Below are 24809 nucleotides of genomic sequence, written 5' to 3'. Positions count from 1 at the left end.
TCGTCACACGATTGATCCGGCAACGGCGGCCGCCGTTGCCGCTGACGGGACGAGCATACGCGATCGTCCCGCGCGGCGTCGTGACGATGCAAGCGCCCTGCGCGCCGCCGCGGCAGCGATCCGTCGTGCCTCACGCGGCCCCTTTCGACGGCGTCGGGCAATCGTCGGCGCTTTGTCATGGTTGCCGACTGCAGCCGGCAGCCGAAAAGCTGGCAGGCGCGCGTGCGATGCCCCGCTCAGCTCCAGTCGGATGCCGCCTCGTCCGGATCGACGAGCGTCAATCCGGACGCCGGCAACGGCAGCGCGGTCTTGTAGCGCACCTGCTTCAGCGCGAAGCTCGACCGGATGTTCGATACGCCGGGGATCGTCGTCAGGCGCTCGATGATGAAACGCTCGAGCGTGCGCATGTCGGGCATCACGACGCGCAGCAGGTAGTCGGCATCGCCCGACATCAGGTAGCACTCCATCACCTCGGGCCGCTGCGAAATCGCCTCCTCGAAGCGCTGCAGCGCATCCTCGACCTGCTTCTCGAGGCTGACCTGGATGAACACGTTGATCCGCAGCCCGAGCGGCTCGGGGTCGAGCAGCGTGACCTGCTGCCGGAACAGCCCGAGCTTCTCCAGCGCGCGCACGCGGTTGAAGCACGGCGTGGCCGACAGGTTCACCGCACGCGCGAGTTCCGCGTTCGTGATCCGCGCGTTCTGCTGCAGCTGGTTCAGGATGCCGATATCGATGCGGTCGAGCCGCCGCGGGTTTGAACTCATGGTCGAAATATTCCGGAAGAGTGGCCACAACCGGAATATTTACACTATCGGCGCGTGAAATCCCAATGAAATCAGACGCATATTTTGCGGATCGGCGGGTAGCATGATCCGACCGATTGCCACTGATGCGCGCCGCTCCCGACCGGCGCGCGGGAGACCTGCGATGACGGACCTGTCGAACGGTATCGACGCCACGCGGCGGCGCGCGGGCGGCGCTCACGCCGACACCGACCCTGAAGAAACCGTCGAATGGCTGGAGGCGCTCGACGCCGTCGTCGCGCACGTCGGCAAGGAGCGCGCCCAGTACCTGCTCGGCCGGCTCGCCGCGCATGCGCACACCCGCGGGCTCGCGGCGCCGCGCGGCCCGGTCACGCCGTACGTGAACACGATCGCCGCGCACGAGCAGCCGCCCTATCCGGGCGACGCCGATCTCGAGGAACGGCTGTCCGCCGCGCTGCGCTGGAACGCGCTCGCGATGGTCGTGCGCGCGAACCGTGCGTACGGCGAGCTCGGCGGCCACATCGCGAGCTACGCGTCGGCATCCGACCTGTTCGAAGTCGGCTTCAACCACTTCTTCCGCGCGGCGCCGGCCGGCACGGGCGATGAAAGCGGCCCGGGCGGCGATCTCGTGTACTTCCAGCCGCATTCGTCGCCGGGCGTCTATGCACGTGCGTATCTCGAAGGTTTTCTCGGCGAGGACCACCTCACGCACTATCGCCGTGAAATCACCGGGCCCGGGCTGTGCTCGTATCCGCACCCGTGGCTGATGCCCGATTTCTGGCAGTTCCCGACCGGCTCGATGGGCATCGGCCCGATCAACGCGATCTACCAGGCGCGCTTCATGCGCTACCTGCAGCATCGCGGCCTCGCGAACACTGCGGGCCGCACCGTGTGGGGCTTCTTCGGCGACGGCGAGATGGACGAACCCGAATCGCTCGGCGCGCTGTCGCTCGCCGCGCGCGAGGGGCTCGACAACCTCGTGTTCGTGATCAACTGCAACCTGCAGCGGCTCGACGGCCCGGTGCGCGGCAACGGCCGCGTGATCGACGAACTCGAAGCGCAGTTCGCGGGCGCCGGCTGGAACGTCATCAAGGTGCTGTGGGGCTCCGACTGGGATCCGCTGTTCGCACGCGATCACGCCGGCGCACTCGCACGCGCGTTCGCCGATACGGTCGACGGGCAGTTCCAGACCTTCTCCGCGAACGACGGCGCATACAACCGCGCGCGCTTCTTCAGCCAGGACCCTGCGCTCGAAGCGCTCGCCGCGCAGCTCACCGACGCGGAGATCGACCGCCTGCGCCGCGGCGGCCACGACGCGCGCAAGCTGCACGCCGCGTATGCGCGAGCGCTCGCGCACCGCGGCCAGCCGACGGTGATCCTCGCGAAAACGATGAAGGGATACGGGATGGGTGCGGCCGGCCAGGGCCGGATGACGACCCATCAGCAGAAAAAGCTCGACGTCGACGATCTGAAAGCGTTTCGCGACCGCTTCCGGTTGCCGCTGTCGGACAGCGACGTCGAGCAGTTGATGTTTTACAAGCCAGCGGAAGACAGCCCGGAAATGCGTTACCTGCATGCCCGCCGGGCTGCCCTGGGAGGCTATCTGCCCAGAAGGCGGATGGCGGCATCGAAGGGGCTGACCGTCCCTTCGATGCCGGCCTGGGGTGCGTTCGCGCTGGATGCGGCCGGCCGCGAGATGTCGACGACGATGGCGCTCGTGCGCATGCTTGCCGCGCTGATCAAGGATCGCGAGCTCGGCCCGCGCGTCGTGCCGATCGTCGCCGACGAAGCGCGCACGTTCGGCATGGCGAGCCTGTTCCGGCAGGTCGGCATCTACTCGCCGCTCGGCCAGCGCTACGAACCCGAGGATCTCGGCTCGATGCTCTACTACCGCGAGGACACGCGTGGGCAGATCCTCGAGGAAGGCATTTCGGAAGCGGGCGCGATCTCGTCGTGGATCGCCGCCGCGACGTCGTACAGCGTGCACGACCTGCCGATGCTGCCGTTCTACATCTACTACTCGATGTTCGGCTTCCAGCGCATCGGCGACCTGATCTGGGCCGCCGCCGACCAGCGTGCGCGCGGCTTCCTCGTCGGCGCGACGTCCGGGCGCACGACGCTCGGCGGCGAAGGGTTGCAGCACCAGGACGGCAGCAGCCACCTCGCCGCATCGACGATTCCGAACTGCCGCGCATACGATCCCGCGTTCGCGTACGAAGTCGCGACGATCGTCGATGCCGGCATGCGCGAGATGGTCGAGCAGCAGCGCGACGTGTTCTATTACGTGACGGTGACGAACGAGAACTACGCGCAGCCGTCGATGCCCGGCGGCGATGCGCAAGCCTTGCGCGAAGGAATCCTGAACGGGATGTATCCGCTGGCGGCGGAATCGCATGCGACCGCGCAAGTGCAGTTGCTCGGCGCGGGCGCGATCCTCGGCGAAGTCATCGCCGCGCAACGCATGCTGAAGGAAGACTGGGGCATCGATGCGGCCGTGTGGAGCGTCACGAGCTTCACCGAACTGCAGCGCGACGGGATGGAGGCCGAGCGTCGCGCGCGGCTCGACGACGACCACCCGCACGCCACGCCGTATGTCACCGGCGCGCTCGCCGCGACGCGCGGGCCCGTGATCGCCGCGACCGACTATGTGCGCGCGGTGCCCGAACTGATCCGCGCGTACGTGCCGCGCCGCTACGTGACGCTGGGCACCGACGGATTCGGCCGCAGCGACACGCGCGACGCGCTGCGCGCGTTCTTCGAGGTCGATCGTGCAAGCATCGTGCTCGCGGCGCTGAAGGCGCTGGCGGACGGGCACGAGATCGACCCGGCCATCGTGCGGGCCGCGCGCGAACGCTACCGGCACGACACATCGCCGGATACGCCGCCCTGGCAACGCTGACGCAAAAACGCCGCGCGACCTGCGCGGCGTTTTTGCATGGATCGGCCGTTGCATGTCGTGACCACCGACGGTCATTGACGCCTCGCGCGCCACACCACCCGCCGCCGAACCGCACTACACCGGCAACGCGTGCGTCGACAGAATCTCCTTGAGCACCATGAACGAGCGCACCTGCCGCACGCCCGGCAGATAGATCAGCTGCTCCGCATGCAGCCGGTTGAAGCTCTCGTTGTCGCGCGTGCGCACCAGCATGAAGTAGTCGAACTCGCCGGTCACGACGTGGCATTCGACGCATCCCGACACCTTCTGCGCGGCCTTCTCGAACGCGGCGAACGCCTCCGGGGTCGACCGGTCGAGCACGAAGCCGATCACGACGAGCATGCCGGCCCCGAGCGGCTTCGGGTCGAGCAGCGCGACGATCCCGCGAATCATCCCCATCTCCTTGAGCCGCTCGACGCGCCGCAGGCACGCCGGCGCGCTCAGCTTCACCTTCGCGGCGAGGCTCACGTTCGAGATCGACGCGTCCTGCTGAAGCTGCCTGAGGATCGCGCGATCGATGCGGTCGAGCGCGGGCGCCGCGTCGGCCGGCGCCGCGGCATTTCTGCTTAATTTCATTGCGTCACTCTCCAATTCTTCGATCCGTAATTGCTTCTACATCGCCTGATCCATTATCAACGTAGGCCGATGGCATTTATTTCGCAAGCTCATTTCGTATGTACTTGCCTATCATTTTTCCATCGGGAGCCCGCGTGCCGGCACTTCCCGAACGAGCTGCTTCCCGTACCCACCTCGCCTTTCCGGAGACCCGAGTCGATGAACCTGCAACGTTTCCCCCGTTATCCGCTGACGTTCGGCCCGACCCCGATCCAGCCGCTCAAGCGCCTGAGTGCACACCTCGGAGGCAAGGTCGAGCTGTATGCGAAACGCGAGGACTGCAACAGCGGCCTCGCGTTCGGCGGCAACAAGACCCGCAAGCTCGAATACCTGATCCCCGACGCGCTTGCGCAGGGCGCCGACACGCTCGTATCGATCGGCGGCGTCCAGTCGAACCAGACGCGCCAGGTCGCGGCCGTTGCCGCACATCTCGGGATGAAATGCGTGCTCGTGCAGGAGCACTGGGTCAACTACGACGACCCCGTGTACGACCGGGTCGGCAACATCCAGCTGTCGCGCATGATGGGCGCCGACGTGCGGCTCGTGGCGGACGGCTTCGACATCGGCATTCGCCGCAGTTGGGAAGAGGCGATGGAAAGCGTGCGGCAGGCGGGCGGCAAGCCGTATCCGGTGCCGGCCGGCTGCTCCGAGCATCCGCTCGGCGGGCTCGGCTTCGTCGGCTTCGCAGAAGAAGTGCGTGCGCAGGAAGCACAGCTCGGTTTCAAGTTCGACTACATCGTCGTGTGCTCGGTGACGGGCAGCACGCAGGCGGGGATGGTGGTCGGCTTCGCGGCCGACGGGCGCGCGGACCGCGTGATCGGCATCGACGCGTCGGCGACACCGGAAAAGACCCATGCGCAGATCACGCGCATCGCGCGGCATACCGCTGAAATCGTCGAGCTCGGGCGCCGCATCGACGAACAGGACGTCGTGCTCGACACGCGTTATGCCGGCCCGGAATACGGCCTGCCGAACGACGGCACGCTGGAAGCGATCCGGCTGTGCGCGCGGCTCGAAGGCGTGCTGACCGATCCCGTCTATGAAGGGAAATCGATGCACGGGATGATCGACAAGGTGCGCAATGGAGAATTCGAGCCGGGGTCGAAGGTGCTGTATGCGCATCTCGGCGGCGTGCCGGCGTTGAGTGCGTATGCGGAGATTTTCCGCAACGGGTAACGCCCGAGCGATCGCGATCCGGCGCGCCCGCGTGCGCGCCGTCACGGCGCCGGCCCGGTCGACTTTGTCGACATCGGGACGGTGCCGTTTCTTCGTTGTGACACGTCCTGCGTCCTTTGGCTGCCGCTTGCCCCGTCCCATCGCGGTGCGCCGCCGCTTTCACGCCCTCCCCCAGCCGCTTCGCACGCGGCATCCCCCGTTTCCTCCTCGCTGATCATCGCCCGCATCGGACGCGACTTGTCTGTCAAAAAACATTGACCATAGGACGTGCTCTCAAATCATTCGTACCTGTACTAAGCCTCACGTGTCCCATTTAGTAGGCGTTCTATTTAAATCACCTCCCTGCTTACCGAAAATTGTCACGGTCGAGTCGATTGCAACGTTTTGCAAACATTCGCCCGCAACAGCACGGCCAAAACCGCCGATGCACGCGCGCAACCGGCCGACAAAGTCAGGCGCCGTCGTCGTCCATCGATTGCCCATCCCATGCACTGCAAGACCGCCGCCCCTCGGCCCGATCCGGGGGTGACAACGCATCGGCATCGAAAACGCACGACGCACCGCCCATCCGACCAATCGACAGGGGCAGGGGTATATGGATACGCCATTCGAAATCCGGCAAGCACACGAGTCGCCCGTCGCAGGGGGATCGCTCGCACGCGTGTCCGATGTCGCGCTGATCTCGATCGGCGCGCTGGCCGCGGCACTGGTGCTGCCCGATACAGGCACCGACCGATCACCCGAACTGGCTGCCGTTGCCTGCGCGGCGACGTTCGCGCTGATGCTGTTCCCCGCGTTCGGCATCTACCGGATGCCGGACGGACGGACGAAACGCCGCGCGGCGATCCTCACCGTACTCGCGTGGCTGCTCGCGCAAGGCTGCGCGGCGCTCGTGATGCACACGCTGGCGCCCGAGTCGAGCATCCCGGCGAACTGGTACCTCCTCTGGACGGCCGCAAGCGGGGCCGCGCTCTGCGTGCCTCGGCTCGTCGCCAGCCGATCGCTCGGGCGGATCGGGCATCCGCCCGCAGGCGGCCATCCGGTCGCGATCGTCGGCACCGGCGCCCATTGCGACGCGGTGCGCGACCGGATTGCGCGGATGCCGTCGGCAGGATTCCGCGCCGCCGCCACATTCGATCCCGACCATGCCCGCCCCGATGTCCGCGCCGACGTCCCGCACTTCGATGCGCTTGACACGTTCGCGCAGCACGTACGCGCGCACGCGATCCCCGAAGTCTGGCTCGCGCTGCCGATCGGCGACACGCGCACCGTGATGGCCGTGATCGATGCGTTTCGAAACGATCTCGTCAACATCCGGCTCATGCCTGACGTCAGCGCGATGACGATGTTCGACGGCGGCATGGTCGACCTCGTCGGCGCGCCGGCGATCAATCTCGTTGCGTCGCCGCTGTCGTCCCGCGCGCTGCTTCAGAAAGCCGTTTTCGATCGCCTCTTCGCGGCCGCGGTGCTGATCGGCACGGCGCCGCTGCTGCTCGCGATCGCGGCGGCGGTGCGGCTCTCGTCGAAGGGCCCTGCGTTGTTCCGGCAGCAGCGCCAGGGCGCGAACGGCAGCACCTTCACGATCCTCAAGTTCCGCACAATGCGGCTGCACGACGACGGCCGTGAAGTGCGGCAGGCCACGCGCGGCGATCCCCGCGTCACGCGCATCGGCGCGTTCCTGCGCCGCACGAGCCTCGACGAACTGCCGCAGTTCGTCAACGTGCTGCGCGGCGAGATGTCCGTCGTCGGGCCGCGCCCGCACGCGCTCCAGCACGACAACCTGTATCAGCCGATCGTCGACGGCTACATCCATCGCTATCGCGTGAAGCCGGGCATCACGGGCTGGGCCCAGATCAACGGGCTGCGCGGCGAAACCGACTCGATCGAGAAGATGCAGCGCCGCGTCGAGGCCGATCTCCATTACCTGCGCAACTGGTCGTTCTCGCTCGACATGCGGATCGTCTCGGCCACCGTTCTGCGCGGCTGGGTGCATCACAACGCGTACTGACCTGCACGCAACGCGCGCCTTTCGAAGCGCCGACTATCACTAAGGATAACTGATGACAAATCCGACACCCGAGCGATCCGATACCGCCCATCCGCGTTGCATGCGTTTGCTGCTGGCCATGGCCGCGAGCGTCACGCTGTCAGCCTGCGTTCTCGCGCCCGGCATGCGGATGAGCCCGCCGTCCGACGCGGCAGACGCGCACGCCGCCAGCGGTGCCCCCACGTTCCGGATCACGCCGATCGATGCCGGCCTGATTCGCGAACTCGATGCGCAATCGGCGAGCCGGCAAACCGGGCAGTCCGATCGGCTTGCCGCATCGCCCGGCCCGTACCGGATCGGCCCCGGCGACGTATTGCAGATCACCGTGTGGGACCACCCCGAACTCGCGGCGTCGCAAGGCCCCGCGCCGCAGAACGCGCCGCGCGCGGCGGATCCGGCATCCGGCTTCGTCGTCGATCCGAAAGGCAACCTGTCGTTCCCGTTCGCGGGCACCGTGCACGTCGCGGGGTTGACCGCCGACGCCGCGCAGGCGCGGATCGTCGCCGCGCTGTCGCGCGTGTATCGCGGCCCGCAGGTGACGTTGCGCGTCGCGTCGTTCCGCTCGCAGCAGGTCTACATCGACGGCGAGGTTCGCACGCCGGGCGCCCAGCCCGTCAACGACGTACCGATGACGCTGTACGAGGCGCTGGGCCGCTCGGGCGGCCTCAGTCCGGCCGCCGACCAGAGCCGCATGACGCTGGTGCGCGACGGCGTGACCTATCCGCTCGACCTGAGCCGGATGCTGCGCAACGGCCGCAATCCGGCCGACGTCGTGCTCGCCGCCGGCGATCTCCTACACGTGCCGGCCCGCAGCGACTACGGCGTGTACGTGATGGGCGAAGTCAACAAGCCGTCGCTCGCGGTGCCGCCGCGCGACGGGCGCCTGACGCTGTCCGACGCGCTGTCCCAGGCCGGCAGCGTGAACGCCGGCACGGCCGACGCGGCGCAGATGTTCGTGATCCGCGGCTCAGGCACGGACAGCCCGCAAGTGTTCCACCTCGACGCGCGCTCGCCGGTGTCGATGGTGCTCGCGAACGAGTTCGAGCTGCAGCCGAAGGACATCGTCTACGTCGACGGCAACGGCCTCGTGCGCTTCAGCCGCGTGCTCAGCCTGCTGTTGCCGGGCGTCAATACCAGCGCCACCGCGGCGCTCGCCGTCAAATGAGCGCGATCTCGACGCTGCTCGTCGTGTGCATCGGCAACGTCTGCCGCAGCCCGATGGCCGAAGCGCTGTTGCGCGCGCGGCTGCCGGGCGTCGACGTGCAATCGGCCGGCCTCGGCGCGCGCGACGGCCAGCCGGCCGATCCGCATGCGGTCGACCTGATGCGCGAGCGCGGCCTCGACATCGCCGCGCACCGCGCACGCCGCGTGCCGCCCGGGCTCGCGATGCGCGCCGACCTGATCCTGACGATGGACGCCGACCAACAACAGCGGCTCGAACGCCGCCTGCCGGCGATGCGCGGCCGCGTGTTCCGGCTCGGCATGCCCGATCCGTCCACCGGCCGCGCGCACGGCTTCGACGTCCCCGATCCCTATCTGGGCCCGCGCGCGTCGTTCGAGCACAGCCTGCGGCTCATCGAATGCGGCGTCGACGCATGGTGCGCGCGCATCGCGCCGGCCGCCCCTCCCACACCTGCCCTTTCCGATTCGAACCGATGACATCCACACCTTCCCACGAGCACGCGCACGACCGCGACGCCGAGCTCGATCTCGCCGGCGCGATCGACGTGCTCGTTTCCCGACGCTGGCTGATCGCCGCCGTCACCGCCGCCTGCATGGGTGCCGGCACGCTGTACGCGTTCCTCGCACCGCGCCAGTACCAGGCCGACATCATGGTGCAGGTCGAGGACAGCGGCGACACGTCGGCCGCCAAGAGCGCACTCGGCGACGTGTCGTCGCTGTTCGACATCAAGTCGAGCGCCGCGGCCGAAGCGCAGATTCTCGCGTCGCGGCTCGTCGTCACGCGTGCGGTCGACGAGCTGCGCAGCTACATCGTCGTACAGCCGAAGCGCTTCCCGGTGGTCGGCGAATTCGTGTCGCGCTTCAACACGGGAATCGCACGCCCCGGCCTGCTGGGCATCGGCGGCTATGCGTGGGGCGCCGAAAGCGCAACACTGGCGCGCTTCGATGTGCCGAAGGCGCTCGAAGGCGAGCGCTTCGAACTCTCGCTGCTCGACTCGTGGCGCTACCGGCTGACGGGTGCCGCGCTGCCCAAGCCGGTCACGGGTACGTTCGGTCACCCGGAATCGTTCGCGACCGCCTACGGCCCGATCGTCATCGAAGTCACCCGCATCGACGCGCTGCCCGACACCCGCTTCACGCTCATGCGCGAATCGCGTGCCGGCACGATCGACGCGCTGCGCCGCGGGCTCGATGTCCAGGAAAAGATCAAGCAATCGGGCGTGATCGTCGCGACGCTGCGCGGCGCCGACCCGCAGCGCGTGCAGGCGCAGTTGCAGGCCGTCGCGAGCCACTACGTGCGCCAGCACATCGAGCGCAAGTCCGCCGACGCCGCGCAATCGCTCGCGTTCCTCAACGCGCAGTTGCCGGTGCTCAAGAAGCAGTTGCAGGACGCCGAACAGCGCTACACCGACATGCGCAATGCGAACGGCGCGATCGACCTCGATGAGGAAGCGAAGCTGATCCTCCAGCAATCGGCCGATGCGAAAACGCGCCGGCTCGAACTGGAGCAGAAGCGCGACGCGATGAATGCGCGTTTCGCGCCGGGCCATCCCGACATGATCGCGCTCGATGCGCAGATTGCGACGCTCGCACGCGAACAGCAGTCGTTCGAACGCCAGGTCGGCCGCCTGCCCGACCTGCAGCAGAACGCCGTGCGCCTGATGCTCGACGTGAAGGTCGACACCGATCTCTACACGGCGCTGCTCGCCAACGCACAGCAGCTCGAACTGGTCAAGGCCGGCAAGACCGGCAGCGTCCGGCTCGTCGACACGCCCATCGCACCCGAAGACCCGGTGCGCCCGAACCGGCCCGTCGTGATCGCCGCCGCCGCGCTGCTCGGTTTCGCGCTCGGCGTCGCGCTCGCGTTCGTGCGCGACTATCTGTTCGGCGGCGTGCGCAGCGCCGACGAGATCGAGCGGCCGCTCGGCATCGACGTCTATGCGACCGTTCCGGCATCGTCCGGCCAGCGGCAGGTCGCCCGGCGCAGCGCGCAACGGCTGCCGGGGCCGCACCTGCTGAGCGTGCTCCAGCCGCACGACCCGGCAGTCGAAAGCCTGCGCAGCCTGCGCACCGCGCTGCGCTTCGCGATGCAGCGCGCGCCCAACAACGTGCTGCTGCTGACGGGCCCCGTGCCCGGCGCCGGCAAGTCGTTCGTCGCGTCGAACTTCGCGGCGCTGCTGGCCGCCAACGGCGAGCGCGTGCTGCTCGTCGACGGCGACCTGCGCCGCGGTTACCTGCACGACGCGCTCGGCGTCGGGCGCGAGGCGGGTTTCGCCGAGCTGCTGTCCGGCACCACGACGCCGGACGCGGCGATCCGCCGCGACGTGATCCCCAACCTCGACTTCATTCCGACCGGCGCGATCCCCGCGCATCCGGCGGAACTGCTCGTCGACGAGCGTGTCGGCGCGCTGCTCGACACGCTGTCGGCCCGCTACGACCGCGTCGTGATCGATGCCGCGCCGATCCTCGCCGTCACCGACGCCGTCGTGCTCGGCCGCCACGCGGGCACCGTGCTGCTCGCGGCCCGCGCGGCGTCGACGCGCGTGGCCGAACTCGGCGAAGCGATCCGGCGTCTCGCGCACAACGGCGTCGATGCAAGCGGCGTGCTGCTCAACGGCGTCGATCCGCGCTCGGGCCGCTACGGTTCGCGCTACGGCGCGTATCGCTACACCGAGTATTGCTACACGCCACCGCGTCGTGGCTTGACGTTGTCGATCGGACGGTCGCTGCGCTCGCTCGTCGCGCGCTTTCGGCGAGGCGCACCGCGATGAACGATCTCCGACACCTCGAACGCCGAGCCGCTGGCCAAGCAACGCGCCCCGCCGCATCGCCAGCGGCCGGCACATCCGTCCCGTCGCGCGCACCCCGCATTCGACCGCTTCGTGTCGCACTCGTCGTCGAGGCGGCGGGCGGCGGCGTGGCCGTCCATCTTGCCGACCTGATCGACGGACTGAGCAAAACCGGCGACGTCGAACTTCACCTGATCGTGCCGCGCGGCCGGCGCTTCGACGGCACGATCCTCGATGCGCGCGTGCTGGCGCTGTGCGCGAGCGTGCACCATGTCCCCATGCATCGCGCCGTCGGCTGGCGCGATGCGTGGGCCGTCGCGCACGTGTATCGGTGCCTGCTGCGGATTCGTCCGGACATCGTGCACAGCCACAGTTCGAAGGCCGGCGCAGTCGCGCGTCTGTGCATCGGCCCGTGGCGGCACGTGTATACCCCGCACGCAATCTACACGCTCAACCCGACCCTGAGCGGCCTGCAGCGCCGCGTGTACGGCACGATCGAAGCGTTGCTCGGCCACTTCCGCTCGCACCGGATCGTCGCCGTCTCGCGCGACGAAGCGCGGCATCTGCACGACGCGCTCGGCATCCCCGCCCATCGCGTCGCGACGATCTCCAATGGTGTCGCGGCGTCCGCGACACTGCCGCGCCGCACCGCACGGCAGGCGCTGGGCCTCCCGGACGACGCGATCGTCGTCGGTTTCGTCGGGCGCCTCAGCCACCAGAAAGGCGTCGACCGGCTCGTACGGATCGCGCGCGGCGTCTATCGCCAGTGCGGCCTCGACGTGCGCCTCGTCGCGATCGGCCCCGGCGACTTCGCGGCGGCGGCCGGCCCCGAGGCCGACGACGTGCCGCCGAATCTTCATGTCGTCGGCCCGGTCGATCGCGCCAGCCGATATTTCTCCGCATTCGACCTGTTCGCGCTGCCGAGCCGCTATGAAGGGTTTCCTTACGTGTGCCTCGAAGCGATGGCCGCCCAGGTACCGATCGTCGCATCGCGCGTTGCGGGCGTGACCGAACTGGTCGAAGGGCACGCCATCGGCGAAGTCGTGCCGAACGACGACGACACGACGCAATTCGCCCGCACCGTCGTCACGCTCGCCCGCGACGCAGCGCGACGCGACGCCATGCGCGACCACTGCGCGGCGACGCTCGCGCAATTCTCCGCCGCGACGATGGTGCGGCACACGCACGACCTGTATCGCGCACTCGTACAAGGACACCCCGCATGACTTCATCCCCTCATGTCGCGCTGCTGCACGCGTACAGCGCCTGCAACACCGGCGACGGCCTGCTGGTCGACCTGTCCGTCTCGCTGCTGCGAGAGGCGTTCGGCGACGCGACACGCGTGTCGGTTGTCGCCGCCGATCCCGCGTCGTTTGCCGGCCACGACGACGTCCGCCCGGCCCCGGTGCTTGCCGATCGCGGCTGGCGCCGGCTCACAGCGGCCGCCCGCGCCGCGTTGCCCGTGCGCGCGAATGGCCGGCTGCGCCCGACCGTCGAACTGCTCGACCGGGCCGACCTGATCGTCGGCGTCGGCGGTGGATACCTGCGCGCGCGCAATCCCGTCGAGGCGCTCAAGCTCGAAGCCGGGCACCTGCTGCAGATGCGCGCGGCGCGCGCATCGGGCAAGCCAGCCGTGTATCTGCCGCAGAGCATCGGGCCCGTACTGTCGGCCCATCCGGTCGGCGCCCACCAGCGCTCGCTGCTTGCCGGATTCGACACCGTGTTCGTTCGCGATGACCGTTCCGCAGCCTTCCTCGCAGAGAATCCGAACACGCGTCGCGCCCCCGATCTCGCCGTGCTCGATTTCGAGCATCGCAGCGATGCGATCCTGCAGCGCGCGGCGCACGCGAATCACGACGTGCGGCACATCGCATTCGTGCTGCGCCGCGCGCCTGCGTGGTCCGCCGCGCAACGCGCACGCTACGACGCGTCGATCCGGCGGCTCGTCAAACAGGCGAACGCATCGTGCCGGATCAGCTTCGCGGTACAGAGCACCGGTCGCGGCAACGACGATCTCGCGTACTACCGCAGCCTCGGCATCCGCGAAACACCGGTGCCGCTCAGGTCATTGCTCGAGCACGACCGGCCCGACGTCACGGTGTCGGTGCGGCTGCACGGCGCGCTCGAATCGATCCTGCACGGCGTCCCTGCGTTCCACGTCAGCTACGAACGCAAGGGCTTCGGCGCCTACTCGGACATGCGGCTCAATGACTGGGTCGCCAACGGCGCGGATTTCGACCCCGCCGACGTCTTCGATACGATCTTCGCGCCCGGCGCGACGGCCGCGTTCTGGGACGCCGCACAAACCGGCTTCGCCGGCATCCGTGCGGCCCGCGTGCGCGTGATCGATACGCTGCGCGCCGCAGGCGGCATCGACGAAGGTGGACGATGCTGACACGCCTTCTGTTGCGCTTCTCGGCGCTCGGCCTGAAATTCGCGCTCGCGATCGTCGTCGCGCGCACGCTCGGCTTCGACGCGATTGCCGCGTACGGGCTGGCGGTGGCCGCATCGGTCATTGCGTCGAAAGTGCTTGGCCTCGGCTTCAGCCCGGAACTGAACCGCCGCCTGAGCGAAACCAACCCGATGCCGGCGATCGCTCACGCGCGTCGCCTCTGCGTCGTCTATGGCGCGCTCTACGTACTGCTCGCCGCCGCGCTTGCCGTGGCGACGCTGAACGAGCCCGCCGCCGCGCTGCTCGCACGATTCGGGCTGCCGGCATCGCTTGCCTGGAGCGTGCTGCTTGTCGCGCTGTCCGAGCACGCGGCGTTCGAGGCAAACGGATGGCTGTTCTCGCTGCACCAACCACGCGCCGCTTCGCTGCTGCTGTTCGTGCGCACCGGCGCATGGGCCGGCATCGCTTGCGCCGGACTGCTTTCCGGCGCGATGCAATCGATCGAAACGGTGTTTGCGATCTGGGTCGCGGTCAACGCATGCGTGGTGGTCGCATGCCTGCGTCGGATCGACACGTTCGCGCGCCGCGTACACGGCATCCGTTTTCCGGGGTGCGAGGCTCATCCGGGGAGCGTGCTGCCGGTCTGGCTGCGCGGGCTGCCCTTCTATGCGGCGGGCGTGCTCCTCGCGGCGCTGCAGTATGCGGAACGCTTCGTCGCGGGCGGCCAGGTGAGCGCCGACGCGCTCGGCCAGTACGTGTTCGCGTGGTCGATCGCCAATGCCGTGCAGACGGTCGCGTTCGCGACGGTCGTCGCGACGGCCGGCCCGCGCTTCGTGCGCACACTGGCCGACACGCCCGGCGCGTTTCTCCGGCAATTGCGACGCGCGGTGGCAGCCAGCGTGGCGGTGACGCTGCTCGCGTCGGCCGCCATCGCGGTCGTCTGCCGCGATCTGTTCGCGTTCGCGCACCAGCCGGCGGACGCCGGTCATGCCGCGCTGCTCGCGGTACTGCTCGCGTCGTTCGTGCTGCGCGCGGCGGCGGACGTCCTGTGGACCGCCGCCATTGCGGTGCGTGCGGGCAGCATCGTGCTGGTCGCGTTGACTGCCATCGCACTGCTGTATCTGCCGCTCGCGTCGCAACTGATTGCTCGCGAAGGCGTCGTGGGCGCCGCATTCGCTCATCTCGCGACGAGCGTCGCGATCGCCGCGATGCTCGCGCTGAGTGTCGCACGGCTCGCGCGCCGGCATCGACTCGCCGCACAAACAACGGAGCTGCGTCATGCTGGATAAGCTGATTTGCGCAGGCCCGCGGCTCAGCCGCGGCCTGATACGCGCGATCGCCGCGCTGGCCGTGCTCGCCTACTGGGTCATCTATGCGAAAGCCGGCGCGTTCCTGCCCGAGTTCGTGTTTCGCGACGCGGAGAAGATCCAGAGCCAGATCGGCGGCGCGAGCACCTACGAAGGCACGTCGTTCGACGCGGTCGCGCAGGTCTATGCCGCGCTCGGCACGACCGGCACACACCTGTTCGTCGCGTCGATCGGTGCGCTCTGCATCTGGCGCGTGCTCGGCCAGGGTACGCGCGCCGGATCGATGGCGGCCTGCATCGTGCTGCTCGCGCCGTGCGTGTTCTTCAATCTGTTCGTCGCGAGCAAGGACACGCTCGTCGTGCTGATGGCCATCATGCTCGCCCGAATCGCGCAGCGCCGCACCACGCTCGTCGCGATCGCGGCCGCAGTCGTGCTGTACGGCGCGTACGCAGCCATCGTGCGCAGCTATTTCGCGCTGATCCTCGCGGTCGCGGTCGGTGTGCTGCTGTTCCGGCACGGCGGGTGGCCGCGCAGGATGCTGCTGATTCCGGCCGTGCCGCTCGCGATCTTCCTGCTGCCGAACGACGTGTATTACCTGCTGCTGCATCCGCGCGACATGGCGTCGGACTATCTCGCCTACCAATCGCCTTTCGGCGCGCGCACCAGTTTCCGCAACCCGCTCGAGCCGGTTTCGTTCGTCGCGTTCTGCGTCGACTACCTGTATGCGGTACTGCGCCTGAATCTGCCGGTGCTGTTTTCGCCCGGGCCGAAGGAATTCGCGATGCAGGCGTTCGTCTGGATCGCGCTGGCCGCCGTATGGCGCCGCGCGCGCGGCGACGGCGGCGCCGGTCGCGACGTGCTCGCCGCGCTCGTCATCGGGCACGCGGCCGTATCGATGCTGTTCGAGCCCGATCTGGGTAGCTACACGCGTCATCTGTCGAGCGTGTCGTTGCTGTGCGCGATGCAGTTCGCTGGCGTGTCGCGTTCGACGCGCGGGACGAGCCGGGCGTCCGGCGCAATCGGCGCATCCCGGGCCGCCGCCGGCCGGCGGCGCTCCCCGGCGACACCGCAAGCAGCCACGTCTGGAGGAACTCATGCGTAACGACGGCATGCCACCCCGCGCGTTCTTTCCCAATATCCAGACCGCACGCGCATTCGCGGCCCTCGCGGTCGTCGCCTATCACATGCACGTGCTGCCATTCGGTCAGGCCGGCGTCGACGTCTTCTTCGTGATCAGCGGGTTCATCATGTCGTGGGTCGCACCGGGCGAAGGTCGTATGTTCTTCCGCAAGCGCCTGGTCCGGATCGTGCCGCTCTATTGGGTGACGACGCTCGGCATCTACGCGATCGCCGTGCTGCGCCCGCACTGGCTGAACAGTACGACCGCGGCGCCCGAATACCTGATCAAGTCGCTGTTGTTTGTACCGTACGTCAAGGAAAACGGTCATTGGGGGCCGCTCAACCTGAACGGCTGGACCCTCGAATACGAAATGCTGTTCTACGTGGTAGTCGCAGCAAGTCTGGCGTGCGTCCGCGCACGCTTCGCGACGGCGTTCGCGGCGCTGATGCTCGCGTCGTTTTGCCTGTGGGCGACCATCGACGGCAAACCGGGTACGGTCGCCCACCATCTGGGGCAACCGATCGTGCTGGAGTTCGGCCTGGGTGTGGTGGCGTACCGGATACTGCGAACCGGTTTCGTGCGTCGCATCGCCACACCGGCGTGGGTGCTCGCGGCATGCGTCGCCGTCGCGGCGATTCCGTTGTCTCACGCGCTTTTCGGTACGCCGCAAGCGTTCGCGCGCATCGCGCTGTGGGGCGTGCCGGCGTGCGTGCTGATCGTCTCGCTGGTCGCGCTCGACATGCGGAACTGGTCGATCACGAACCGGATCATGGCTGCGCTCGGTGCCGCCAGTTATTCGATCTACCTGATCCATCCGTATGTAATCGGTATCGCCGAGAAGATCGTCGGCGTGCGTGCGGATCTTCACACGTGGGCCGGCATAGCGGCCGCGTGCGCAACGCTCTGCGCGGTCTGTGGATGCGGATATGTGTGCCATGTCTGGATCGAACGTCCGATGGTGGCGGCACTGAATCAATGGCTACAAAAGTCCCGAATCCCGGCGCGCTCGCTGTAATCGCATCCCAAACCTCGAGCATCCGCGCAGTATCTTCCTCAACCTGCTCGAAACCGATACGGCGGCGAGCCGACTTTCGCGCGGTTCGACAAATAATTGCCACCCACCGAGTATCCCGATGCCGTTCGCCACGTAGGAGGGGCTAACTTTGGCCCCAAACGATGCCGTCGCGCAAGCATGACGAACATGATGTTGCAACGTCGTCATGCATGCACGATGAGTGTTCGGTTGCGGCACTTACCCTGCCGAATTATGCAATCGCAACAGGCTGTTGAGCCGGCTCTCGTATGATCGAGAAGACAGATTGCGGCAAGGCACGCTCAAGTACCTCGTTGCCGCATCTCAATGAATGCTCGCCGCGGGTCGATATGCCTGAACAGCGAGTGACGAGTGTGAGATCAGCGTAGACCACCCAATTGGCTAGCCAAAGCGAAATATGAAATGATCGCCACTCGCCTCGCACAACGCATCAGAGAGGGTGAAGATGAAGAGAAGGAGGGTAACGGTGGTGGGTCTTCACGGATTGGCGGTGATCTCGTCGCCTTGCTTGCGCAAGGCGACGAACGGCTTGTCCACGCTACGTGACGATCGTGGCCGCCTGAGTGCCGGAGACGACAACGACTTGTTCATCCTGCGCGAACCGAACGGATTCAGCCCGTCGAGTGTCGATTACAACCTCGGGCGGCACTGATCTGACGAAACCTGTCCAATTCGAATGCCGATACTGCTGAGGTCTCGCCCTTACCTCGATGCGCCAGTGTTGCACGCTGAATGCCCCGGAATCGACACAATCTGTCCATTCAATGGAAGCGGTTCACCCGGATAGACATTGAAGACGCCGACGTCGCGGTCATCCACTTTGGCGCCCTCCACCCGATAACGCACATTCCCGGTTGCGCTCAGGCGCGCGCCACTCGCATCGCACACGACGGAAAGCGCCGGACGCTTCTGCGCCGGCAATTGGCGGACGAGCCCGCTGAAGCCTAGATTGACGACCACATTGGCGAACACCTTCTTCTGCTCGGTTCCGAGCATCTTCACCACTGGCTTGACGTCGAGCCGATATACGGTCTCCGTCTCGACGGAGCGCAACGGCTTGAGCGTGAGCGTCTTGGTTTGTCCGGGCTCGAGGGCCATGCGAAACGGAAACGCATAAAGCGAAGGTTGTGTCGTATCCCCGACAGGCTCGAGACGTTCGTCGTCCAACGGCACGCCGGGGTTGAGCAGGCGAGACAGCGAGATGGTCACGTATTCGCGCCGGTCGCCGTTGTTGACGACCTGCACTGTCGTGGCATCCGCTCCGACCTCCACTTCCTTCGGCATCAGATCGATGGCAGCAAAGGACGATACTGGAGCGAGAAGGGATATGGCCAGATATGCGGCAGGGAAGACGGAGGAGAGAAGTTTCATGTCCATGAGTCCGTGAATGAGCGCACGATACGAGCAGCACCGCGGATCAAGTCTTTATCGCGCAGTGTGTCGCGACCGGCGCCGCGCTATGAGACGAGGCTCGCCAACGGCGCCCGGAAGACTACGCGGCGTCGGGAATAAAACAAGCGACGCCGACTTCGAGAACCCGGCAGGTTTGCTCACGTAAGCCGGTTCGTCGATCAGTGCGTCGTCAAGGCGCCTTGACCACCGGTTCGAACGTCATCGACAGGACACCGGTGTAGGTGCCCACCGTGCTCTTGAAATCGCCTTCCGGCGGATAAGCAGAGATCGCGAGATTGTAGTAACCGACCGAATCCGTGCCTGCCACAGGCGGCGCGGGATTCTGGAATGACGTGCTCTGTCCGACCGACAGCGCCTTTGGTTCGCCGCCTTCGTTGCCCAAGTTGACCTTCGGCGACCGGAACACCTGTGCAGCATTGGACTGGTTGCGAATCGTCAGGGGTTCATCCATCCGGACCTGGAACACGCCGCTCGTCGACACGACCTTCAACCGCGCCTGCACTTCATACGGCATCGTCCAGCCGCCGAGCTGCCGCATTTCCAGACCTCTTTCGAACCACCCGCCCTTGTCGTCAGTCACGGTCAGCGTATCACGCTTGGTCACGTGCGCAGTAACCTTGCTCTGGGTCTTGCCGCTCAGGTTCACGGACTGCGACAGTGCGACAGCGGGCACGAACAGCAGCACGATCAGCCCGCTACAGAATGTGGACGTTCTCACGGGATCTCCTATGATTTTGTGACGACGGTGAACGTCAGCACATCGCTGTAATCGCCATCTTTCACAGACGAGTCGACTGTCGCCTTGAAAGTCGGTACGAAGCAGGTTTTGCCCGAGCTGTCGAACGAGACATCCGCATTGCTCGCATTCGGTAGCGACACAGTCGACGTACCGCTGTTCAATGTCAGGCTATAGGGCACGAGTTGCGTTGCGTCCTTCAAGTTCTTGAGGCGGTAACGATTGCTGGCTACGCCGTTGGCGTTGCTCGCATTGATAACGAACTTCTTGTCGCGGACTTCCGTGCCCGTGTAGGTGAAGCAAAGCTGATCCGCCACATTCGTGAAAGTCTTCGATACGTCATTGCCCGGTTGCAACTCACCCAAGTTCCAGTCCGGCGCCGTCATGCCGATACTGACCGGCGGTGCCGTTGGTTTTTCCGGGTCGGCCAATTCGAAGCACCGGCTGGGTACTCCTGGATAAAAATATACTGCCGCCCCCTGTTGAACAACATCAAAATCACCATTCGTAACATTAGCAGGCTTAATTGCAATAGCCTTCCAATCACCGAGCTTGGCTGGATCAAGCAAGATCTCAACCCAGGTGTCAAACTCTGCTTTGGTATTCCATGTTTTCGCTGTCGCACCCGTGGATGGATTGAAGCCACTAAACATCACAAATTTGTCCCCATCATATTTAGCAGCGTAACTCACACCGTCCATTGTCATCGAATTCACAGCCGCACTATTGAGCTTCGGCTTCCCTTGCGAGTCGTACGTATACACCGCAATTCCACGACTCTTGAAATCATAATCGTTGTTACCATTCGTCCCATATCCTTGCAAAAACGACACCTTAACCTTTACATTAAAGGCCCAGCCAGTGTCCGCCCAATAACAATAGGTAGTGCTTAATATGACGCGACCCTGGGTAACCGGTTTAGCCGAAACAATTCCAGAAAATGCAAGAATGGCAAATACCAATACTGAAGATATAAAAAATCTTCCTTTTCCGACGCGCCATATCCTTTCCATCATAACCTCCCCTTGATGACCGCCGTTTACAATGAGAATACGCGTTCCATGCGGGGTCTTGACTCCCGCTCCCGCTCACGCTCTCCGGTCGACCATATGCCCACACTCGACCGCCTTACTGCGGCGGCATTCGACGAGCCAGTTGATAAACCACGACGCCATATCCAATACTGACGACAAGCGGCGCCTGTGTCCCTGAAGCGCTCCCCGTATCAACCACGAGCAGTTCCCTCGGCCTGAAAGTCACACGCCATACCTGCGCCTGCGCCGGCGTAGCGAGTTCCTTCAGCATCACCTGATATTTCTGCCCCGGCGCCAGCACAAGACGGCCGGGGACCACCAGCAGCGCGGGCTGCGGCACGTCAGTAACGGGCACGAGGCACTCCGGGCTTTGTCCCGGGTTCGTAACCAGTTGTTGTGTCACATCGAGGTACAACGGCGTGTCCCCGACGTTCTCGGCCCACAACTCTCCCGGTGGTTTGTCCGGCGTCAATGTCAGCTCGGCGCGGGACAACTTCAAAATGCCCGCTGCCATGCTGCTCGTGCAGCAGAACACCGCCAGCACGCCCAGCACCCAGTGCCGCGTGTGCTTCATCACGGACATTCCAGCGTGATCGGCTTGTCGTCGGCGGACAGCGTCATGCGCTTGGTCGCGAAATGCTGCGGCACTCCAGGGAACACCCCGATGGTTTGCGGAGACGCCGACTTGTCGACCGTCACGTTGTTGAAAATCTCGCGAACATTCCCCGTGTTCTCCAGCGTCACGCCGCCGCGCTCGCAGCGATGCGTCCATCCAGACTGCTGCTTGCCCGGCGGCGGCATATGGCGAACAAGTACGCCGTAGCCGATCGCGACCGACATCGGCGCCGTGATCTTGTCTTTCGGTACCTCATCGACCTTGAGCGACCTTACCGGCACGATGTACAGGCGGTATATCGATTCCTGTTCCGGCTCCACGAGAGATTTCAGAACAATCGCACGGGTCTGGCCCGGGCCGAGCGTCATCTTGTCCGGGCTGGCCAGCAGGCCCGGGTGCTCGAGGTCGCCCAGGTCGACCTTCTTTTCTGGCGTCATGCCCGGATTCGTTACCTTCCGCACCGAGACGTTCAGATAGAGCGGCGCGTCCCCCATGTTCTTGACCGTCACCTTCTGCTCATGGGCGTTGAACAGCTTGGTCGTCGCCGGCAGCACCATCAGTTCACCCTCGGCATGTGCAGGTTGAACTGCAGCCAGCAGCAACCCGCACAGCGCGGGAAGCATGGTTCGCATATTCAAGTTCATTTCGGTTCCTCTTCAATATTCGATTCAGTCGCGATTTCGCACCGGTATTTGCTGCCCTTCGCGTCCTTCAGGTCGCAGCTGTATCGGTGGTCGCCCTGCTGCACCGTGATTGCGCTCAGCATCTTCTTGCTGACGATCGAGAACAGTCCGTTTCGATGGACCGTATCGCCGGTTTCGACGACTTTCCCATTGATGGGCTTGCCGTCAGCAGCATCCGTCAGGAAGCCGCTATAGACCATGCTGATATCGACGCGCGCCTTCGCCGAATAAACCTGGCCCGGATGCGCACGGACGATATTCGCCGGCACTTCGATGTTCATGTCGAGGTCCTGGCTGCTACTCAGCACGCGGGCGAACGCGACATCGTTATATGCGTTCAGCGGCACCGCATAGATGCTGTCGCCCGCGACCGGATTGCCTTCGACATTGAAGCTGTATTTCATGCCTTCAACCTTCGGCGTTGTCAGCAACATCGCGCTGCCGCTCGGGCTGTAGCGCCCGAACGCCATGCCGTCCTTGTTCGCCGCCACCATGCCGCGGTAGTTGAAGTCGACGTTGCTGCCCGCGTTGCTGTTGCCGATGTTCAGCGAGGCGTCGCCGCGCGTGCCGGACCGGTTGCCGTAGACGTTGACGCCATAGTTGCTGCCGACGCGGTTCGCGTTGAGACCGACGGACGACGTGCCGAAGCCGTCCTGGAAATCCTTGCGGACGTCGCCGCTCAACTGCGTCTGCCCACCCGAATGTGCTGCGCTGAAACTCCCTTGTACCTTGTCAAGCGACATGGTCATGTTGAAGTACACGCCATAGCCCCCGTTGGCGCTTTGGGAGCCGCGCTTCTGCACACCCAGCGCGAACGTACCCCACAGCCCGTTCGGGCGATAATTCCAGCGAACCTCGGCCTGATGCGACTCGCCGAAGTTCGACTGCTGATAGTTGTATCCGAAGATGGCTCCGCGGATGTTTCGGCTATACGACGCTGCCGTGCTCGGCTGCCCCTGATAAAAGCGCGACACGTTGGTGTTCTGGTAGCGGCTCACCGACAGGCTGCCGAGCGCCTCGCTCGCCATCGAGAGATTGACGTAACCGCCGAAACTTGTTTCGCCACTCAACACGCCGAGCGTCGGCGTGACGTCGACGCCCGCGATTTGCATCGGCCGCGTGACGTTCACCTCGGCAGCCCACTTCCCACCGTGTCCGGCAAGCGCCGAGGCGCTTAGATAGAACTGCTTCAGATTTTTTCTCAGTCCCGCTTCGAGCAGAAATCCGCCTTCATCCATCTCCTTGCCGGCCGTGACGTGCCATGAATTTCCGCTTGCCGCTCCAAAATTGAGGTTGTTGACTTCGCGGTTTTCACGGCTGATCACATTTCCGTTGCGATCGACAAGGCGCACTTCCATCGTGTAGTACCCGCCGGGAAGATCAGCAAAACTGACCTCGTTGCGCCCGATTGCCGCAGGCCGCTTGACGATCAGACGGCCATTTCGGTAGAACTCGTAATTCCCGTCCGCGGTCGCGTATAGAATCAGCGACCCGCTGTTGTTATTGACCCGCAGGTTCGCCTGGCTGCCGACCGTCACGAACTGGTCGAAGCTCGGCGAAAGCAGCGTGCTGACCGAACCCGACGTATAGTCGATATTGTTCTGCTTGCCTGCCCGCACATACGTGCTGGAGAAGTTCTTCTGCAAGTAATACGACGACACGCCGCGCGTACTGTCACTGCCGTAGCGCGACTGGGTCCGGTTCGCGTACCAGCTCACATAGCCGTAGCTCTGCGACGGAAGGCCGACCCAGGTGCTACCGTTGACGTTCACGGCCCGGTAGCCGCCGGACGCGGCACGCAGGTCCATCGACTGATTGTTGACGATACCGATGCCCGTCTCGGGTGCGATGTAGTCGTCGCGCTTGTCCCGGATCGAAATCGACCGCTTCACCTTGTCGACCGTCACGTAGTAACCGCCGACCTCGAGATCGCAACCGTCGCGGCAACGCTTGTAGTCGAGTTGCGAGACGACCTTTCTTAACTCATCGATGTCGTCTCTGGAAATTCCGTTTTCTTCATACTTGCTTGCGTCGAACTCAAGGACGCCATTCTCATGTGAATATCCGATAAAACCCGGCAAGGTCCGCCCGTTGAACGTCGCCACGTAATTCGCGGTATCATCCATCTCGGCCGCACTGAACCCTTCAGGAACTCCGTACGAGACCTTAAGTTCTGCGAATGAGTGCGATGAAACAAAAAGAAACGCAGCCATCCACAGCTTGTTGAATCGGAAGGGTACTTTTTCGGCGAACACGTTATGTCTTATGGAGGAGTTTTACGGATGGACACACGTTTACTTCCTGTCGCTGTGTTGAAAGGGAAGCCTCTGATGCGAAGCTTCCCGTCAACCTGCTTACTGCTTTACGGAGCTGCAGTCGTGACCGGCTCGAACAGCATGACGAGATCGCCGCTGTAGCTGCCGTTGGTAGTCTGGGTACCGACTTGCGTAGGCGCATCCACGTTGATCGTCAGGTTGTGGATTTCGTCGAAGCCGCCGTTGCCCGAAGTGGTTTGCGTAATTTTCTGAACCGCACCGAACTTGACTTCGGAGTCACCCGACTGGCTGGTCAGTTTGACCTTCGGGTTCTTCATTTCGTAGTAGCCGCTCGACATCTTCAGCGGTTGCGACAGCGAAATGTTGAAATCGGCGTTCTTCGTCCACACGCGGATCGGCAGCGTCTTCGAGAACTTCGTCTGCGTGTAGTCGTTAGCGTCGAGTTCCTCCGTGCCGTACCACGTCGAGCCGTCCGGCTTCGACACGAAGATGCCGTCGTTGATCTGCGCGGTCAGCGTGATCTTCTTCGACACGGAATCGGCCTGCGCCGTTTGTGCGACGGCGAACAGTGCACCGGTAATGCTCAGAGCCAGAACGAGTTTGTTGAATTTCATTGAGTGACCTCTGTTTTAAAAATTAATACTGCGAGATTGAATGCGCATTTAAA

General features: G+C 65.1%; 20 protein-coding genes. 11 read left to right on the top strand and 9 right to left on the bottom strand.

Annotated features, from left to right (window positions below):
- Positions 1-236 precede the first annotated feature (236 nt).
- A complete protein-coding gene (locus AB3K92_RS09175; RefSeq protein ID WP_027789923.1) occupies positions 237-764 on the bottom strand; it encodes an Lrp/AsnC family transcriptional regulator in 528 nt (175 codons plus the stop codon).
- A gap of 163 nt (positions 765-927) precedes the next feature.
- On the opposite strand from AB3K92_RS09175, the gene mdeB reads away from it, so the two are divergent.
- The gene (gene mdeB / locus AB3K92_RS09170; protein WP_369464873.1) at positions 928-3663 is read left to right on the top strand and encodes an alpha-ketoglutarate dehydrogenase; all 2736 of its coding nucleotides are present in this window, start codon (positions 928-930) and stop codon (positions 3661-3663) included.
- A 114-nt stretch (positions 3664-3777) separates the two neighbouring features.
- On the opposite strand, the gene AB3K92_RS09165 is transcribed toward mdeB, so the two are convergent.
- Positions 3778-4278, bottom strand: coding sequence for an Lrp/AsnC family transcriptional regulator (locus AB3K92_RS09165; protein ID WP_059587147.1), 501 nt, complete (start codon positions 4276-4278; stop codon positions 3778-3780).
- Positions 4279-4476: 198 nt separating this feature from the next.
- Here AB3K92_RS09165 and AB3K92_RS09160 point away from each other — a divergent pair, with 198 nt between their 5' ends.
- The 10 genes from AB3K92_RS09160 to AB3K92_RS09115 all read left to right on the top strand — a co-directional run bounded on the left by AB3K92_RS09160 (position 4477) and on the right by AB3K92_RS09115 (position 17345).
- Positions 4477-5493, top strand: a complete 1017-nt coding sequence (locus AB3K92_RS09160; RefSeq protein ID WP_059587145.1) for a 1-aminocyclopropane-1-carboxylate deaminase — start codon at positions 4477-4479, stop codon at positions 5491-5493.
- A gap of 595 nt (positions 5494-6088) precedes the next feature.
- Positions 6089-7501 (top strand): undecaprenyl-phosphate glucose phosphotransferase, encoded by a 1413-nt coding sequence (locus AB3K92_RS09155; RefSeq protein ID WP_369464872.1) that lies wholly within the window; start codon positions 6089-6091, stop codon positions 7499-7501.
- Positions 7502-7553: 52 nt separating this feature from the next.
- Positions 7554-8705 carry a polysaccharide biosynthesis/export family protein gene (locus AB3K92_RS09150; RefSeq protein ID WP_124628126.1) on the top strand — a complete coding sequence of 384 codons (1152 nt, stop codon included), beginning with the start codon at positions 7554-7556 and terminating at the stop codon, positions 8703-8705.
- Positions 8702-9199, top strand: a complete 498-nt coding sequence (locus AB3K92_RS09145; RefSeq protein WP_060225757.1) for a low molecular weight protein-tyrosine-phosphatase — start codon at positions 8702-8704, stop codon at positions 9197-9199. The genes AB3K92_RS09150 and AB3K92_RS09145 overlap by 4 nt, the downstream gene beginning before the upstream one ends.
- Complete coding sequence (locus AB3K92_RS09140; RefSeq protein WP_369464871.1) at positions 9196-11493, top strand: polysaccharide biosynthesis tyrosine autokinase; 2298 nt, start codon at positions 9196-9198, stop codon at positions 11491-11493. The genes AB3K92_RS09145 and AB3K92_RS09140 overlap by 4 nt, the downstream gene beginning before the upstream one ends.
- Positions 11494-11639: 146 nt before the next feature.
- Positions 11640-12737 carry a glycosyltransferase family 4 protein gene (locus tag AB3K92_RS09135; protein WP_369464869.1) on the top strand — a complete coding sequence of 366 codons (1098 nt, stop codon included), beginning with the start codon at positions 11640-11642 and terminating at the stop codon, positions 12735-12737.
- Positions 12734-13906, top strand: a complete 1173-nt coding sequence (locus AB3K92_RS09130; protein WP_369464868.1) for a polysaccharide pyruvyl transferase family protein — start codon at positions 12734-12736, stop codon at positions 13904-13906. Before AB3K92_RS09135 ends, AB3K92_RS09130 begins: the two co-directional genes overlap by 4 nt.
- Positions 13900-15192 (top strand): lipopolysaccharide biosynthesis protein, encoded by a 1293-nt coding sequence (locus AB3K92_RS09125; RefSeq protein ID WP_369464867.1) that lies wholly within the window; start codon positions 13900-13902, stop codon positions 15190-15192. Before AB3K92_RS09130 ends, AB3K92_RS09125 begins: the two co-directional genes overlap by 7 nt.
- Complete coding sequence (locus AB3K92_RS09120) at positions 15182-16312, top strand: hypothetical protein (RefSeq protein WP_369464866.1); 1131 nt, start codon at positions 15182-15184, stop codon at positions 16310-16312. The genes AB3K92_RS09125 and AB3K92_RS09120 overlap by 11 nt, the downstream gene beginning before the upstream one ends.
- Positions 16305-17345 carry an acyltransferase family protein gene (locus AB3K92_RS09115; RefSeq protein WP_369464865.1) on the top strand — a complete coding sequence of 347 codons (1041 nt, stop codon included), beginning with the start codon at positions 16305-16307 and terminating at the stop codon, positions 17343-17345. The genes AB3K92_RS09120 and AB3K92_RS09115 overlap by 8 nt, the downstream gene beginning before the upstream one ends.
- 741 nt (positions 17346-18086) lie before the next feature.
- On the opposite strand, the gene AB3K92_RS09110 is transcribed toward AB3K92_RS09115, so the two are convergent.
- From AB3K92_RS09110 to AB3K92_RS09080, 7 genes are all read right to left on the bottom strand, one after another.
- Positions 18087-18755, bottom strand: coding sequence for a hypothetical protein (locus AB3K92_RS09110; RefSeq protein WP_226206262.1), 669 nt, complete (start codon positions 18753-18755; stop codon positions 18087-18089).
- Positions 18756-18966: 211 nt separating this feature from the next.
- The gene (locus tag AB3K92_RS09105) at positions 18967-19515 is read right to left on the bottom strand and encodes a hypothetical protein (RefSeq protein WP_060280146.1); all 549 of its coding nucleotides are present in this window, start codon (positions 19513-19515) and stop codon (positions 18967-18969) included.
- An 8-nt stretch (positions 19516-19523) separates the two neighbouring features.
- Positions 19524-20546: a hypothetical protein gene (locus AB3K92_RS09100; protein ID WP_369464864.1), complete on the bottom strand. Its 1023-nt coding sequence runs from the start codon at positions 20544-20546 to the stop codon at positions 19524-19526.
- Between the two features lie 115 nt (positions 20547-20661).
- Positions 20662-21141, bottom strand: a complete 480-nt coding sequence (locus tag AB3K92_RS09095) for a hypothetical protein (RefSeq protein ID WP_059498265.1) — start codon at positions 21139-21141, stop codon at positions 20662-20664.
- Positions 21141-21827, bottom strand: coding sequence for a pilus assembly protein (locus AB3K92_RS09090; protein WP_155630331.1), 687 nt, complete (start codon positions 21825-21827; stop codon positions 21141-21143). The genes AB3K92_RS09095 and AB3K92_RS09090 overlap by 1 nt, the downstream gene beginning before the upstream one ends.
- On the bottom strand, positions 21824-23992 hold the full coding sequence (locus AB3K92_RS09085) for a TcfC E-set like domain-containing protein (protein WP_369465772.1): 2169 nt from the start codon (positions 23990-23992) through the stop codon (positions 21824-21826). The genes AB3K92_RS09090 and AB3K92_RS09085 overlap by 4 nt, the downstream gene beginning before the upstream one ends.
- Positions 23993-24228: 236 nt before the next feature.
- Entirely contained in the window at positions 24229-24756 is a 528-nt protein-coding gene (locus AB3K92_RS09080) for a fimbrial assembly protein (protein WP_060280148.1), read from the bottom strand.
- Positions 24757-24809: the final 53 nt, after the last annotated feature.

Source organism: Burkholderia sp. Bmkn7 (assembly GCF_041103175.1).
Classification (GTDB): domain Bacteria; phylum Pseudomonadota; class Gammaproteobacteria; order Burkholderiales; family Burkholderiaceae; genus Burkholderia; species Burkholderia cepacia.
The sequence above is the reverse complement of the archived record's forward strand: the minus strand, read 5'-3'. Positions and strand labels throughout refer to the sequence as shown.

Excerpts from the sequence above, each read along its gene's own strand:
- AB3K92_RS09110 (WP_226206262.1), bottom strand. The coding sequence starts at position 18,755 with ATGAAACTTCTCTCCTCCGTCTTCCCTGCCGCATATCTGGCCATATCC.
- AB3K92_RS09095 (WP_059498265.1), bottom strand. The coding sequence starts at position 21,141 with ATGAAGCACACGCGGCACTGGGTGCTGGGCGTGCTGGCGGTGTTCTGC.
- AB3K92_RS09165 (WP_059587147.1), bottom strand. The coding sequence starts at position 4,278 with ATGAAATTAAGCAGAAATGCCGCGGCGCCGGCCGACGCGGCGCCCGCG.
- AB3K92_RS09090 (WP_155630331.1), bottom strand. The coding sequence starts at position 21,827 with ATGAACTTGAATATGCGAACCATGCTTCCCGCGCTGTGCGGGTTGCTG.
- AB3K92_RS09085 (WP_369465772.1), bottom strand. The coding sequence starts at position 23,992 with ATGGATGATACCGCGAATTACGTGGCGACGTTCAACGGGCGGACCTTG.
- AB3K92_RS09175 (WP_027789923.1), bottom strand. The coding sequence starts at position 764 with ATGAGTTCAAACCCGCGGCGGCTCGACCGCATCGATATCGGCATCCTG.
- AB3K92_RS09130 (WP_369464868.1), top strand. The coding sequence starts at position 12,734 with ATGACTTCATCCCCTCATGTCGCGCTGCTGCACGCGTACAGCGCCTGC.
- AB3K92_RS09140 (WP_369464871.1), top strand. The coding sequence starts at position 9,196 with ATGACATCCACACCTTCCCACGAGCACGCGCACGACCGCGACGCCGAG.
- mdeB (WP_369464873.1), top strand. The coding sequence starts at position 928 with ATGACGGACCTGTCGAACGGTATCGACGCCACGCGGCGGCGCGCGGGC.
- AB3K92_RS09150 (WP_124628126.1), top strand. The coding sequence starts at position 7,554 with ATGACAAATCCGACACCCGAGCGATCCGATACCGCCCATCCGCGTTGC.
- AB3K92_RS09145 (WP_060225757.1), top strand. The coding sequence starts at position 8,702 with ATGAGCGCGATCTCGACGCTGCTCGTCGTGTGCATCGGCAACGTCTGC.
- AB3K92_RS09100 (WP_369464864.1), bottom strand. The coding sequence starts at position 20,546 with ATGGAAAGGATATGGCGCGTCGGAAAAGGAAGATTTTTTATATCTTCA.
- AB3K92_RS09120 (WP_369464866.1), top strand. The coding sequence starts at position 15,182 with ATGCTGGATAAGCTGATTTGCGCAGGCCCGCGGCTCAGCCGCGGCCTG.
- AB3K92_RS09125 (WP_369464867.1), top strand. The coding sequence starts at position 13,900 with ATGCTGACACGCCTTCTGTTGCGCTTCTCGGCGCTCGGCCTGAAATTC.
- AB3K92_RS09155 (WP_369464872.1), top strand. The coding sequence starts at position 6,089 with ATGGATACGCCATTCGAAATCCGGCAAGCACACGAGTCGCCCGTCGCA.
- AB3K92_RS09115 (WP_369464865.1), top strand. The coding sequence starts at position 16,305 with ATGCGTAACGACGGCATGCCACCCCGCGCGTTCTTTCCCAATATCCAG.
- AB3K92_RS09080 (WP_060280148.1), bottom strand. The coding sequence starts at position 24,756 with ATGAAATTCAACAAACTCGTTCTGGCTCTGAGCATTACCGGTGCACTG.
- AB3K92_RS09160 (WP_059587145.1), top strand. The coding sequence starts at position 4,477 with ATGAACCTGCAACGTTTCCCCCGTTATCCGCTGACGTTCGGCCCGACC.